The organism is Pseudomonadota bacterium (assembly GCA_034660915.1).
In the GTDB taxonomy this organism is placed as follows: Bacteria; Desulfobacterota; Anaeroferrophillalia; order Anaeroferrophillales; family Anaeroferrophillaceae; genus DQWO01.
In genome coordinates, this window is record JAYEKE010000232.1 from 11,154 (window position 1) to 24,231 (window position 13,078).

The 13,078-nt window shown below is 48.7% G+C and carries 11 protein-coding genes; 1 reads left to right on the plus strand and 10 read right to left on the minus strand.

Features of this window, described 5'->3' with window-relative positions; all coding sequences use genetic code 11:
• Nucleotides 1-46 precede the first annotated feature (46 nt).
• From mraY to U9P07_12945, 8 genes are all read right to left on the minus strand, one after another.
• Nucleotides 47-1,123 carry a phospho-N-acetylmuramoyl-pentapeptide-transferase gene (gene mraY / locus U9P07_12910; protein ID MEA2110304.1) on the minus strand — a complete coding sequence of 359 codons (1,077 nt, stop codon included), beginning with the start codon at nucleotides 1,121-1,123 and terminating at the stop codon, nucleotides 47-49.
• Between the two features lie 122 nt (nucleotides 1,124-1,245).
• Nucleotides 1,246-2,718 carry a UDP-N-acetylmuramoyl-tripeptide--D-alanyl-D-alanine ligase gene (gene murF, locus U9P07_12915; protein MEA2110305.1) on the minus strand — a complete coding sequence of 491 codons (1,473 nt, stop codon included), beginning with the start codon at nucleotides 2,716-2,718 and terminating at the stop codon, nucleotides 1,246-1,248.
• On the minus strand, nucleotides 2,715-4,208 hold the full coding sequence (locus U9P07_12920) for a UDP-N-acetylmuramoyl-L-alanyl-D-glutamate--2,6-diaminopimelate ligase (protein ID MEA2110306.1): 1,494 nt from the start codon (nucleotides 4,206-4,208) through the stop codon (nucleotides 2,715-2,717). The genes murF and U9P07_12920 overlap by 4 nt, the downstream gene beginning before the upstream one ends.
• Before the next feature lie 314 nt (nucleotides 4,209-4,522).
• The gene (locus U9P07_12925) at nucleotides 4,523-6,547 is read right to left on the minus strand and encodes a penicillin-binding transpeptidase domain-containing protein (GenBank protein MEA2110307.1); all 2,025 of its coding nucleotides are present in this window, start codon (nucleotides 6,545-6,547) and stop codon (nucleotides 4,523-4,525) included.
• Nucleotides 6,544-6,831 (minus strand): cell division protein FtsL, encoded by a 288-nt coding sequence (locus tag U9P07_12930; protein MEA2110308.1) that lies wholly within the window; start codon nucleotides 6,829-6,831, stop codon nucleotides 6,544-6,546. The genes U9P07_12925 and U9P07_12930 overlap by 4 nt, the downstream gene beginning before the upstream one ends.
• The gene (gene rsmH, locus U9P07_12935; protein ID MEA2110309.1) at nucleotides 6,828-7,769 is read right to left on the minus strand and encodes a 16S rRNA (cytosine(1402)-N(4))-methyltransferase RsmH; all 942 of its coding nucleotides are present in this window, start codon (nucleotides 7,767-7,769) and stop codon (nucleotides 6,828-6,830) included. Before rsmH ends, U9P07_12930 begins: the two co-directional genes overlap by 4 nt.
• A gap of 15 nt (nucleotides 7,770-7,784) precedes the next feature.
• Entirely contained in the window at nucleotides 7,785-8,228 is a 444-nt protein-coding gene (gene mraZ, locus U9P07_12940; GenBank protein MEA2110310.1) for a division/cell wall cluster transcriptional repressor MraZ, read from the minus strand.
• Between the two features lie 449 nt (nucleotides 8,229-8,677).
• Nucleotides 8,678-9,583 (minus strand): AEC family transporter, encoded by a 906-nt coding sequence (locus U9P07_12945; protein MEA2110311.1) that lies wholly within the window; start codon nucleotides 9,581-9,583, stop codon nucleotides 8,678-8,680.
• Nucleotides 9,584-9,934: 351 nt separating this feature from the next.
• Here U9P07_12945 and pyrF point away from each other — a divergent pair, with 351 nt between their 5' ends.
• Nucleotides 9,935-10,666: an orotidine-5'-phosphate decarboxylase gene (gene pyrF / locus U9P07_12950; GenBank protein MEA2110312.1), complete on the plus strand. Its 732-nt coding sequence runs from the start codon at nucleotides 9,935-9,937 to the stop codon at nucleotides 10,664-10,666.
• A gap of 135 nt (nucleotides 10,667-10,801) precedes the next feature.
• Here the strand turns inward: pyrF and U9P07_12955 are convergent, their stop codons facing one another.
• Together U9P07_12955 and U9P07_12960 are read right to left on the minus strand one after the other, a co-directional pair.
• Entirely contained in the window at nucleotides 10,802-11,599 is a 798-nt protein-coding gene (locus U9P07_12955) for an alpha/beta fold hydrolase (protein MEA2110313.1), read from the minus strand.
• A gap of 232 nt (nucleotides 11,600-11,831) precedes the next feature.
• Nucleotides 11,832-13,078: multiheme c-type cytochrome (locus U9P07_12960; GenBank protein MEA2110314.1), on the minus strand; the 1,247-nt coding region annotated here is incomplete at its 5' end.

Genomic DNA, 13,078 nt, shown 5'->3' on the forward strand with positions numbered 1-13,078 from the left:
CCTTTAGCCTTTAGCCTTTAGCCTTTAGCCTTTAGCCTTTAAAATTTTAGCGCAGCTTCAGGGTACTCAATGCCAATAAGGATAACATGATGGAAATAATCCAGAACCTGACGATCACTTTTGGTTCCGCCCAGCCTTTTAATTCAAAATGATGATGTAACGGGGCCATGCGAAAAACCCGTTTGCCGATCAGCTTGAAGGAAAGTACCTGGATGATCACCGAAAGGGTCTCAAGAACAAAGATCCCGCCCACCAGTAACAGCACTATCTCCTGTTTCGTCATCACTGCTATCGCGCCTAAGCAACTGCCCAGCGATAAAGAGCCTACATCACCCATAAAAATCTCAGCCGGATAGGTGTTAAACCATAGGAACCCAAGTAAAGAGCCCACCATAGCCCCGCAAAAAATAGACAATTCCCCAACCCCCGGGAGATAGATGATCTGCAGATAATTGGACATCAAGCGATGACCGGCAAGGTAGACAAATATTAAATAAACACTAAAAGCAATAATCGATGGTCCGGTTGCCAGTCCATCCAGGCCATCGGTCAAATTTACCGCATTGGAAGTTCCGACTACCACCAGGATCGCAAAAGGGATATACCAGCAGCCCAGATCGGGAGCCAACCGCTTAAAAAATGGCAGCATCAAAGTAGAAGGATAGGATGGCAGCAGGTAAAGAAAGGTACTAAAAATCCCGGCTACTAGGATCTGTAAACCAAGTTTCTTCCTGGCCGATAAACCCTTGGCATTTTTATGGACCATTTTCCGGTAATCATCGACAAAGCCAATCAAGCCAAAGGCCATGGCCACCAGCAGGACCAGCCAAATATAAGGATTGGCCAGATTTCCCCACAACAAGGTGGAAACTGCCGCTGAAAACAGAATCAGCACCCCGCCCATGGTCGGCGTTCCGGCTTTCTTTAAGTGCGATTTAGGACCATCTTCACGAACCACCTGACCAATGTACAGTTTCCGCAACCAGCTGATGATTTTGGGGCCCAGATAGAAAACCAGAAAAACGGCGGTCAGGCTGGCATAAATGGTGCGAAAAGAAATATATTTAAAAACGTTAAAGATGGACCAGAAATGATGCAAAGGATAAAGAAGATGATAGATCATGAGTTCACCTCTGCATCACCCATTTTTTCCTCCTTGCCGGCGTAGCCACTGACCTGACCAGTAAACGGATCTTTCTTCATCACACCTTTTACCTTTAGCCTTACACCTTTAACCTTCAACCTTTAGCCTTTAGCCTCTATCAGGCGCTCCACCAGTTTCTCCATCCCCATCCCCCGTGAGCCTTTCACCAGAATAACGTGTTCAGCAACAAGCCGCTCATGGAGGTCATGCAGCAGTTCATCTTCCTCACCGGGAATAAATGATATGACGGCAGTTTCCGGCATTCCTCCGGAAACCGAAGAGCTGGCCAGCACCCGGGAACGTGAACCATAGGTTATCAACAAATCCGGTTTGATCAGGGCGACAGCGGTGCCAACCTCGACATGGAGCCGTTCGCTCGCTTCGCCCAGTTCAAACATATCACCCAGGATAGCGACGCGATAGCGGCCCGCGCAAATCTCGTTCAAAGTGTGAAGGGAAGCCACCATTGAGGCAGGATTGGCATTGTAACTGTCATCAATCACTACCCGACCAGATGCCAGAACATGGGCTGACAAACGACCGGCCGGTAATGATACATTATAAAGCCCATAGCTTATTTCTTCCAGGGAAAGGCCCTCCCGCCAGCCAACCGTGGCCGCCAGCAGGGCGTTCATCACGTTATGTCGACCCCACAACGGCAAAGCTACCGGCACCCGGGGACATTGCTTTAGCGGTGTCCCCACAGTTTTCAGGACAAAACGCATGCCATCGGCAACGGTAACAATATTATCGACTCGGAGCTCACTATCACTCCCGGAATCCAGGGATACCGGCACCAGTTCCCAGGTCTGATTACGTTCAACTGCCCGGGACACCAGTTCAGCCAGCCGGCGATCATCGGCATTATAGATAATATATCCTTGGTCCCGAAGGCCTGAAAAGATTTCGCTCTTGGCCCGAACTACTTCATCAAGAGAACCAAGGCCCTCAAGGTGAGCCGCAGCCACATTAGTCAGGATAACCACATGAGGGCGGCTGATTTCAGCCAGGCGGGCAAGCTCCCCCGGGCAATTCATCCCCATTTCCAACACCACAATCTGATGATGTACTTTAACCTCGAAGATGGTCAACGGCACCCCGATAAGGTTATTTAGATTGCCCCGATTACAATGGACTTCCCATTTTCGGGATAACACACTACTGATCATTTCCCTGGTGGTTGTTTTGCCGTTCGAGCCGGTAACCGCAATAACCCTGGGGTTCAACTGTTTCAACCACCAGGCGGCTAGATCACCAAGGGCCCGCAACGTATCTACAACCGGAAAGAAGCATACGTTTGGATAGCTACTGATCAATAACTGCAGATTCACCGACGACTCCGTAACCACCACCGCAACCGCACCGGCCTTTATAGCCTGGGGGATGAAATCATGACCATCAAAGTTCTCCCCCTGCAGACAGAAGAGCAGATGCCCGGGCTTTGTTAGCCGACTATCAGTGCAGATCCCGGAAATCACGACTTCCCCGCCAGCAGGGATTTGGTAACACCCGCCAATTGCCTGGCTCACCTGAGAACAGGTCAAAATAATTTCCGGTACCGGGACTACACTCATGCGGCCAGCATCTCCTTAGCTACCTGAACATCATCAAAAGGAAATTTTTCATCACCTATCTGCTGATATGTTTCATGCCCCTTACCAGCCAGCAGAATCAGATCTCCAGGCCGGCCGGCAGCAATAATCCTGGCAATGGCCCGGCGACGATCCTTTTCCACCATCACGGCTGGGGACCTGGTCATGCCAGCAAGAATATCAGCGATAATCTGCTCAGGATCTTCATGCCTGGGGTTATCACTGGTTACCACTACCAAATCACTGTAACCTTGAGCAATCCGGCCCATTTCAGGTCTCTTTTGCCGATCCCGATCACCACCACAGCCAAACAGGATCAACAGACGGCCGGCTACAGCACATTCTTTCAATGCTCCCAAAACCTTTTCCAGCGCATCAGGGGTATGGGCATAATCAACAAAAATATGCATTTCCCGCTGATTAGTCACCCGCTGCAAACGACCGGGGACTTGTTGAAAATGTGTAATTGCCGTAAGCATATGCTTCATCTCGCTATCCAGATGCCGGACAACAGTCAGGGCTGCCAGAACATTGGCAACATTATACCTTCCGATCAGGGGTGAATGACACTCCCAGGTATTCCCTTCCGCCTCAATCATAAAAGTGGTGCCGCCGGAAGAAAATTCCAGCTTTCCAGCCCTGAATTCGATTCCTTGTTGTAGGCCATAGGAAAGCTTAGGAAATTTTACTTCTTCCAGCAGACGTCTGCCCCAGATATTATCACCATTTATTACTTTGAAAACATCAGTATTCAAACCGGTAAAAAGCAGTTTTTTGGCTTGAAAATAGGATTCCATCTCCTGGTGATAATCCAGATGTTCATGGCTCAGATTGGTAAAAACCACCGTGGAAAAATGTATTGCAGCTACCCGTTCCTGAACCAGAGCATGGGATGATACTTCCATCACGCAGCAGTCCGCCCCGGCGTCCACCATTCGGCGCAGTAAAGCATGTAATTCTTCAGGTCCCGGAGTAGTATGAGCTGCCGGCTGCTGGATACCGGCAAAACGATAATTAACCGTACTTATAACGCCAACACGATAACCGGCATGCGACAAAAGATGCTCCAACAGATATGAAATGGTTGTTTTACCATTGGTGCCGGTTACCCCAATCATGACCATGGATTGGGCCGGATCACCATACCAGCAGGCAGCCAGTTGCGCCAAAGTACGATGACTGTTTTGTACCAGGCAAAGAATTTGATCTGCAGCCAGAGATGTCTTATACCGTTCAAACATGTCGCGATTGTCAAGAACAACCACGGATGCACCCCGCTGCCAGGCTTCATCAATAAAGTGATGGCCATCTGTAATAGTTCCCGAAACCGCCACAAACAGGTTGCCGCTGAGCACCTGCCTTGAATCAGATGTCACCCCGGTAATCAACAAATCCTCATCCCCGGATCGGGAAATAATGTAATTTCCATCGAGCAGCTGATTCAGGAAAATTGGCGGTCGCTGATCAATCATTATTTATTCTTTCATTAAAACTCAACTTTCTGAGTTGTTATAAACAACTGGGCTTATTGGTGTTCTAACGCAATATCTCCGACTGTTCCGGCATGGCTCTCGCTCATTCTCGCCGGCCGTCCATGGCCTGCCTGTGCGTGCCGCACGCAGACAGGCCGGCTTGTGAGGCGTCCGCCGCGAATCACAATGGGGGACAGTTTTAAAAACTGTTCCCACCCAGGCGGCCAATACCGCTGTGAACCAAGCCCGAACAACCTGTCAATATGTCTCTGGCATTACAAGTCAGAAAGTTGAGATTATAAGTAATAAGACTGTCAGTTTTCAGTCTGTAAGACAAACTCCATCCCAACCCCAGCGACAATACGTTTACCTGGCAGGGGTTTTTGTTTCATTATTTTCCCACTGCCATGGATAGCAAGTGAACCGGGCAAGGTACCAAAATATGCCAGAACATCACGTACAGAACGTCCGGAAAAATCCGGCATTATGCCGGTATTTGTAGCTAATGCGCTTTTTTTGGCACCTATGGAAGCTATTGAAGCGGATATTTCAACCTCCCGTTTGGCAGTCTTTTCTGACTTCCCGCCGTGCCTGACGGCAGGCAGGGCAGCCAGCATCACCCGACTGCTCGGCTCCACGTTTAAATATGCCAGCAGACGCTGACCAATACGGCTGAAAGCCGGAGCCGCGACCATCCCCCCATAAATACTGGTCCGGGGCTCATCAAGCAGCACATACACCAGCAATTTACCATAGCTTTCAGGCGCTGGAATAAAACCAATAAAAGAGGCCAGGTAATTTTTACGGGAATATTTTTTCTGCTTCTGGTCATATTTCTGCGAAGTGCCGGTTTTCCCTGCCACCCGGTATCCGGGAATACGTGCCTTTGGGGCCGTACCATCATCATCCACCACCTTTTCCAGCATGGCCGAAACCTGTCTGGCAACCTTGGGAGAAAAAGCCCGACGCCGTTCACTGGCAGGGTGATGTTCATACACTTTCCAGCCGTTCTCATTGACCACCTGTTTCACCAGGTACGGTTTCACCAGATAGCCACCGTTGGCAAAAGCCGCGTAGGCCATCATCAACTGCACCGGGGTAACCCCCACCCCCTGACCAAAGGAAATGTTACTCAGATCAACATCCCGCCAGCGGTGCCAATCCCGCAGTATCCCCTCTTTTTCCCCCGGAAAATCAATCCCGGTCTGGGAGCCAAAACCGCAACGGCTCAAAAACTTATAGAGTTCCTGTTTCCCCAGTCGGGCTGCTATTTTCGAGCAACCAATATTACTGGAAAGTTTTACAATCTCACTAGCATTCAATTTCCCATGTTTATGGGTATCATGAATAGTCCTGCCCCCAATCCGGTACTTACCCTGTTCGCAATCAAAACTGCTATCAGGAGTTATGACCCCTTGATCCAGGGCTGCGGCTACGGTAAAAACTTTAAAGGTTGATCCCGGCTCAATCATATCAACCACTGCCCGGTTCCGCCAGATAGATGGCTTTGAACTGGTAAATGAATTGGGGTTAAAGAAAGGATACTGGGACATCGCCAGGACAGCACCGCTTTCCACATCCACAACCATGGCCAAACCCCGTTTAGCCCCGGATCCGGCAACTGCCCGGGCCAGCTCATGCTCGACCGTATGCTGGATAGTCCGATCAATAGTTAAGCTTACCGTTTTCCCTCTGCTCCCTGCAACAGAGCCTAAATCATCGGGGTCCAAAACCCCACTTTTGGCATCCCGTTCAAGAAAAACAACATTTTTTTTCCCCTGCAGATAACGATCGTAACAATATTCAATCCCTTCCAGCCCTTTACTGTCCACCCCGACAAACCCCAGGAGTTGCCCGGCCAGCTCACGGTTGGGATAAAATCTTCGACTTTCCTTGACAAAGCCCACTCCTTTAAGGTGCAGTTTTTTTATTTTTTCCGCCTGACCGGGCAATACATCACGGGCAATCCAGACAAAGCTTTTTTTACCGGCCAGCTTACGATATATCTGCCGGTTTGAAAAAGGCAGGATACGAGCCAGTTTGCGGGCCGCCTTATTTTTACTGACAATTTTGTGCGGCTGAACATAAACAGATTCGCCCTCCAGGCTGATCGCCAGTTTATTGCCCCGGGAATCCAGAATCTCACCCCGTTCAGGCCGAATTTCAACTGCCTGCCGGCTCTGCTGCAGCGACTTGGTATAAAAAAAATCATGTCTGACAATCTGAAGATAATAAGCCCGCGACACTAAGCCGGCAGCGCCGCAAACCATAACCAACGCCAGAACCATAATTTTCCAGCGTTCAAATCGCTGGAGATCTTTTTTTCGATAACGTTTCATCTCAGCAGGATTTTCTGCCCCAGCTTAGGATATTGAAGACCAAATTTACGGCGACCAATCTTTTCCAAACGATCGTGCTGCTTCAGGGTGGCAATTTCCATAATTAATCTTTTATGCTTCTCTTGGACTATTTTTTCCTGATGACGGACTTTCACCAGTCGATAGCCATGCTCCACAACCTGATAGTGCACCCAGGCATAAACAAAAATTGAACCGACCATCAGCAACAGCAATCCACCATTAAGCAACTTCCACCGCAGCTCCCCGGCAACTGGTTTTTTCATAATCGTTCCACCGCTCTCAACTTGGCACTGCGGCTGCGCGGATTACGCTCAATTTCGTCCACTTGCGGAACCACCACTTTTCCGGTCAACCGATGAACCTGAGGAACTTTACCACATGTACACACGGGGAAATCTGGAGGACAGCTACAGGAAGCTGACCATTGCCTGAACATCCTTTTGACAATCCGGTCTTCAAGTGAATGATAAGAGATAGCCACCAGACGTCCGCCCTTGTTTAAACAGCTAAGCCCGGCTTCAAGAACCGCAATCAACGCCTGCAGTTCTTCATTGACGGCAATTCTCAAAGCCTGAAACACCCGGGTAGCCGGATGCAGCCGACGGTGACTTTTTGCCGGCGGTGTCAATGACAAAATCAAGTCGGCCAGTTCCCTGGTCGTGGTTATGGGCTTTTGAGATCGGGCAGCGACAATGGCTCTGGCAATGGATCCGGCATACGGTTCTTCACCAAATCGCCTGAAGATATCCCGCAACTGATCAACGGTACCGGTACGGATGATAGCAGCCGCGGAAGATTCCTGTCCTTGGTCCATCCGCATATCCAATGGACCATCAAGCTGAAAACTGAATCCTCGTGGTGCATTGCTCAACTGATAGGAAGAAAGTCCGAGATCCAGTAACAAGGCATCAATTCCCTTGACCTGAATCTCACTTAGCAACTGGGAAAGATCGGCAAAATTACCCTGAAGGAGTGAAAAACGCTCACCATATTGTTGCCGCAATGAAACGGCTCTCTGACTTGCAGCCCGATCCCGATCAATGGCAATAAGCTTTAGACCTTGACCGGTATGATCCAGGATCGCCATACTGTGTCCACCACCACCAAAGGTCGCGTCGACAAAAACACCGTCCTGCTCCCTGAAACGTGAAACATTAAGATATTTCAGGGTTTCAGTGAGCAGAACCGGTACATGATTCATTTCCGCCGGCATCGGTCATATGCCGAATTCAGCCATTGCCGCGCTGATTTCCCCCGCAGCTCCAAGCGTATCCGTCAATTCGACCTCCCAACGCTCTTTACTCCAGATTTCAATCTTTTTTACTGCACAGACAATAACTACTTCTTTTTCTAATTGGGCATAACTTCGCAAAGAGGGCGGAACCAGAATCCGGCCCTGCTTGTCCAGAGAACATTCAACCGCAGCTGAAAGATAAAACCGGTGGAAGTTTTTCACTTCTTTTTTATTTTGCGGCAGGTGGGAAACCTTATCTTCCAGGCAGGTCCATTCGGGATAGGGAAAACAATCCAGACAGCCATCAAAACCATTGGTAACCATTAATGAAGGGGTATATTCCTGCACCAGCAGTTCCCTCACTTTAGACGGAATATTCAACCGCCCTTTGGCATCAATAGAGTATTCGTAACGACCACGAAACACTAAATTCTCCCACCGGAACCCTGCTAATACGAAAATCACCCACTTTTAACCACTTATCCCCACTAGATACCTTCATCATCTCCTTTTGTCAAGGGTAAAAACCAAAAAAACCGCGCCTGAAGCACGGTTTTTTTGATAAACATAAAATATTGTTCTAGGAAATACCCGCCAGCAGGCTAAAACCATGCAGCAACTGAGCTCAACTTTCTGAGTTGTTCTAAAAACAGCTGAAATAAATCTTGGAGGGATGTTCCGACATGCCTCTCACTCATTCTCTCCGGCCGTCCATGGCCGGTTGTGGGGACACCGCTAAAGCAATGTCCCCGGGCGTCCGCCGCGAATCACCATCGTGGTGATTCGTTCGGCGGTCAATACCGCTATGAGCCAAGCCCGAACATCCGGTAATATATCTTTGGCAATGCAAATCAGAAAGTTGAGAACTGATGTTTTCAGCCAACACCCAGATAGATAAGCACCAGGGTAAGGGTAACACCGCTGAGCAGGGTGGAAACAAAAATAGTCGCCGCCACCATCTCAGGATGGGTATCATAATTGATGGCGTAGAGCAAAGGGATGATGGCAGAAGGGGTACTGGTCTGAAGAATAAGAACATTGCGCGGCAAACCATGAATACCAAGCATACTGCACAACACGATAGCAATCAGGGGTGAAAGGATTAAGCGCAATCCGCTGCTGCTTAAAACCGGCAGCAGTGTGCCAACACGAATACTGGTCCTGGAGAGTTGCATCCCCAGAAGCATTAGAAGCCCCGGGACAGCCGCCTGGCCCACCAGATCAATAGATTTCAGGAGTACGGAAGGCATCGGCAGTTGAAAATATCGCCAAATAGAGGCCAGGACAACGGCATGAAACAATGGTATTTTAAAAATTTCCAGCAAGGACTCCCTGATTGAGGCCTGCCCACGGGAAGCAATATAAATAGCCAGAGTTCCCAGAGGAAAAGTAAAAAGAACCAGAATAATAACTCCGTAAGCCAGGCCTTCTTTACCAAAAGCGAAAAGTACCAGAGGAAGACCATAATTGCCGGTATTCATCATGATGGTCGACAGGGAAAAAGCACTGGTTTTCCGGGCATCCAGACCTAGTAATCGTCCAAAGACAGCAGATACCCCCCAAAAAAACAACGTCATCAACAACATAAAAACGATGGCTCGGGGCAAAAAACTGCTGAGCTGCTCATGCCCTTTAATCAAACCGGAAAAAATCAGGCAGGGAGTAAAAAAATACAGGGTAAGATCTGAAATGGATTTAAAGTCGGGTCGCTTGAGTTTTTCAAACAGGACCCCAAAGGCAATAATCAGAAATATAGGCAGGAGAATTTTAACAAATACCATAATAGATATTCTTTCCTGACAATCTTAGGGCCCTCTCAAAAATAACTTCACATTTTGGCATCTCATCTTCAGGCTGTCTTTGCACGATCCTCAATCACAAAGTCCTCAAAATAGCTCACTATTCCTGCGGCTTTGCTCAATCGGATCGCACAAATCAAACCCAAATCTGAGCGCCAATTCTGCGAACTTATTTTTGAGAGAACCCTTAGTGGATCACACTGTCTTGTCGGCCGTTAACGTAACGCAACAACAGACAAAAAGAAAGCAATATTTATTGACAAAGACAAGGGGTTCATTATACAGCTTAGCCGCTATGGTTAAAACCTGATCATCATTACTGAAAGGCAGCCCATGAACAGCAAAAATATCCCCCTGACTGATCGCCTCATATTCGCCCTGGATGTTCCCACGGCCGACGATGCCAAAACCTGGGTAGAAAAGCTGGAAAGCCAGGTCAATTTTTACAAAGTGGGGCTGCAGCTGTTTCTTGCCGGCGGCTTCCCGATGGTGGAGTGGATAACCCAGCGCGGTCACAAAGTCATGCTCGACCTGAAATTTTTTGACGTTCCCGAAACCGTCAAGCTGGCGGTCCGGCAGTTAAATGACCGGGGCGTCACCTTCGCCACCGTCCATGGCAATGACGCAATTATTGAAGCCGCAGTAGAGGGCCGACGGGACATCAAAATCCTCGGGGTAACCGTGCTGACCAGCTTCTGTGAGGATGATCTACGACAGATGGGCCTTACGGGTTCCATTGAAGAGCTGGTTTATTACCGGGCGAAAAAAGCCCTGGAATTGGGCTGTGACGGGATTGTTTCCTCAGGGCTTGAAGCCGGGCGGCTGCGCGGCCAGCTGGGTAATAATTTTCTGGTGGTCACCCCGGGAATCAGGCCTGGAATCAACCGAGAAATCGAGCAGGATGACCAGAAGCGGATTACCACTGCCAGACAGGCCATTCAGAGTGGGGCTGATTATGTGGTGGTAGGACGACCCATCAAACGGGCTGCTGATCCTCTGCAGGTGGTTGAAGATTTACAGCGGGAAATAGCCGCCGGACTGGATACACCATCAAGGCTGTCTTGAAAAATTAGAATTTTTGTTTGAGTACAAGGCAGGCAAAAATTATAACCGCAGGAATATATTTCATATTTTGAGGATTATAATGTGGGTCTAACGCCGTAATCGAGCAAAAAGGCCGTTTTTCAAGGTAGCCTCAAGTTAATGAGAAACCAGAAAGTCCATAACCTCAGCCCACCATTTTTCTTCCGGGCTGGAAGGCCAATCTGAATGTCCGGCACCGGCAAAAAACCATAGTTTTTTTGGCTCCGGCAATTGTGCATGAAGATGCAGGCCAAATCGTTTGGGAATCGTTTTATCCTTTTCAGCTACCAGGACAGCTACCGGCCAGTTAAACGATAAAAGATTACGCAGATTATCATAGCGATCCCGGAGCAGCCAGCGGACCGGCAAATACCAGTAGTAGGACTTGGCCACAGTTGCCAGTGAATCCCAGGGAGTCAGCATCACCACCCCATCAGCTCTCGATTCAGCCGCAACGGCTGCCACAATCCCACAACCCAGTGATTCACCCCACAGATAAAGTGGTCCGGGAAATTCGGCATGAACCCTGGCTATTATTTTCCTGGCATCGACAACATATGTTTCCTCACTGGGCTTCCCCGGCCGACCGCCATAACCGGGATATTCAGCCAGCAGAACCCGGTAACCCAGGACTTTAAGTGGCAACAAATAATAATAACGATCCAGTGCGGTACCGGCATTACCGTGAAAGATGATAACCGTTCCACGGCAATCACCTGAAACACAGCCACCCAATAACCCCACGAATTCCTGACCGTCTTCCGCCGGCCATAAACGCAGTCCATGAGCGCGAAGATCTTCTGCCGCGGGAATATTCCCTTCAGGACAATAGAGCATCTTCCGCTGTTCAAAATAGAAATGCACCAAAATCAGACCATACACAAAAACCAGAAAAACAAATACAAGAAGAGGCATCCGCATAACCTTTCCAGAAAAAACCATTGACAAACCGCCAAAGCTGGTTGTTTGAAACCAGAAGCTACTGTTTTTGGCTGAAAAACAGCAGAAATTATAACCGCTGATAAGAGGAAAAAAGCTGAAGCACCACAAACAGTCAAGTCTGACAGCAAAATTCCTGCAGCGTGACCACCCGATACAATGGACCACACCGCAGGAATCAAGTGTTCATTTTTTCGTCAGCTGCAGGTTACTGTTTTTTCGCGTTCAACCTCATCTGGCTGGCCATTCCCTTCATCTCAACCAGCGTTTCTTTCATCTTGGCATAACCGTACCAAGTAGTATAATCCGGCATTTGATGAAAGGCCGCCTGGTAGGTTTTCATGCGGAAATCCATGAATATTTCATAAAGACTTTCCTCAATCGGAGTCCTTACTTCATAGAAGGTCAGCAGATCAGGATAGGGGAAAGTTGCCTGATTGGTTTCCTGCTTGATAGTTTCATCCCGGTAGAGGTCGGCAACAATATTGATCGCTTCTGCAAAAATCTTATCCGACGCTTTAATCATCAAATCGGCATTTTTCAAATTCTCTTTGGCAAAGTTAGCTGAATGACATTGCTGACATATTGCTTCCATCTGCGCCCGTTCTTTGTCCCAACTTTCCTTATCCAGCCTTACCATATTGGCAGCCTTAACCACCTCAAGCCTCGGAGTCGGTTTTCCGTCTTTATCGAGCACGCCAAGAGCCTGCAGGATGGTCACCCGATATCCCATCCATTCCTGGTCTGCTTCCGGCAAGCGCAGGGCCAGAAAACCCCAGGCAGACATAACCCGGTGATCACCCTTAGCCATGTGACAATCCTGGCAGGTGGGGCCACGATGGGCCTGACGGTCGGTTTTATAGGCCGCACCATGTATGGAATGAGACCACATTTCCCACTGGGCATGATCAAAACCGGTGTGACAGCTGTTACAGGCCTCAGGCTGCAGGGCTTCCGCTTTTGAAAATGCATGACGGGTATGGCAATTCTGGCAGTCCATCCCATACTTGTAATACTTACGAACTTCATTATCCCTCGCCTTATCATCTACAACTCCCATGTTGTGACAACCATTACAGCCCTTCTGCCCAGCAATAAAAGCCTGTGGCTGTTGATGCGCAAAATCAGGGAAAGCCGTAATTGGCAGCAGGCCCAGCGCGTGTTTACCACTCATATATTGTTTCGCTTGTTTTGAATGGCAGCGTTTGCAGGTTTTGATGGTTGGCAGCTTGACCTTATCAACGTCGGCAGCACTCATGTGAGTCTTGCCATGGCACGACTTACAGGTAAGTTTCTTGGCCATCTTGCCATGATTAAAATCCTTAACAATTCCCGGATTCAGTTTTAAGTGACAGTCCTCACAAGCCGAAGGCTTGGCCCAGGAGGAAGATAACAGCAAGCCAAAAAATAAAACCGGCAGGACCATAACCACTAAAAAAGATTTCTTCACACTAA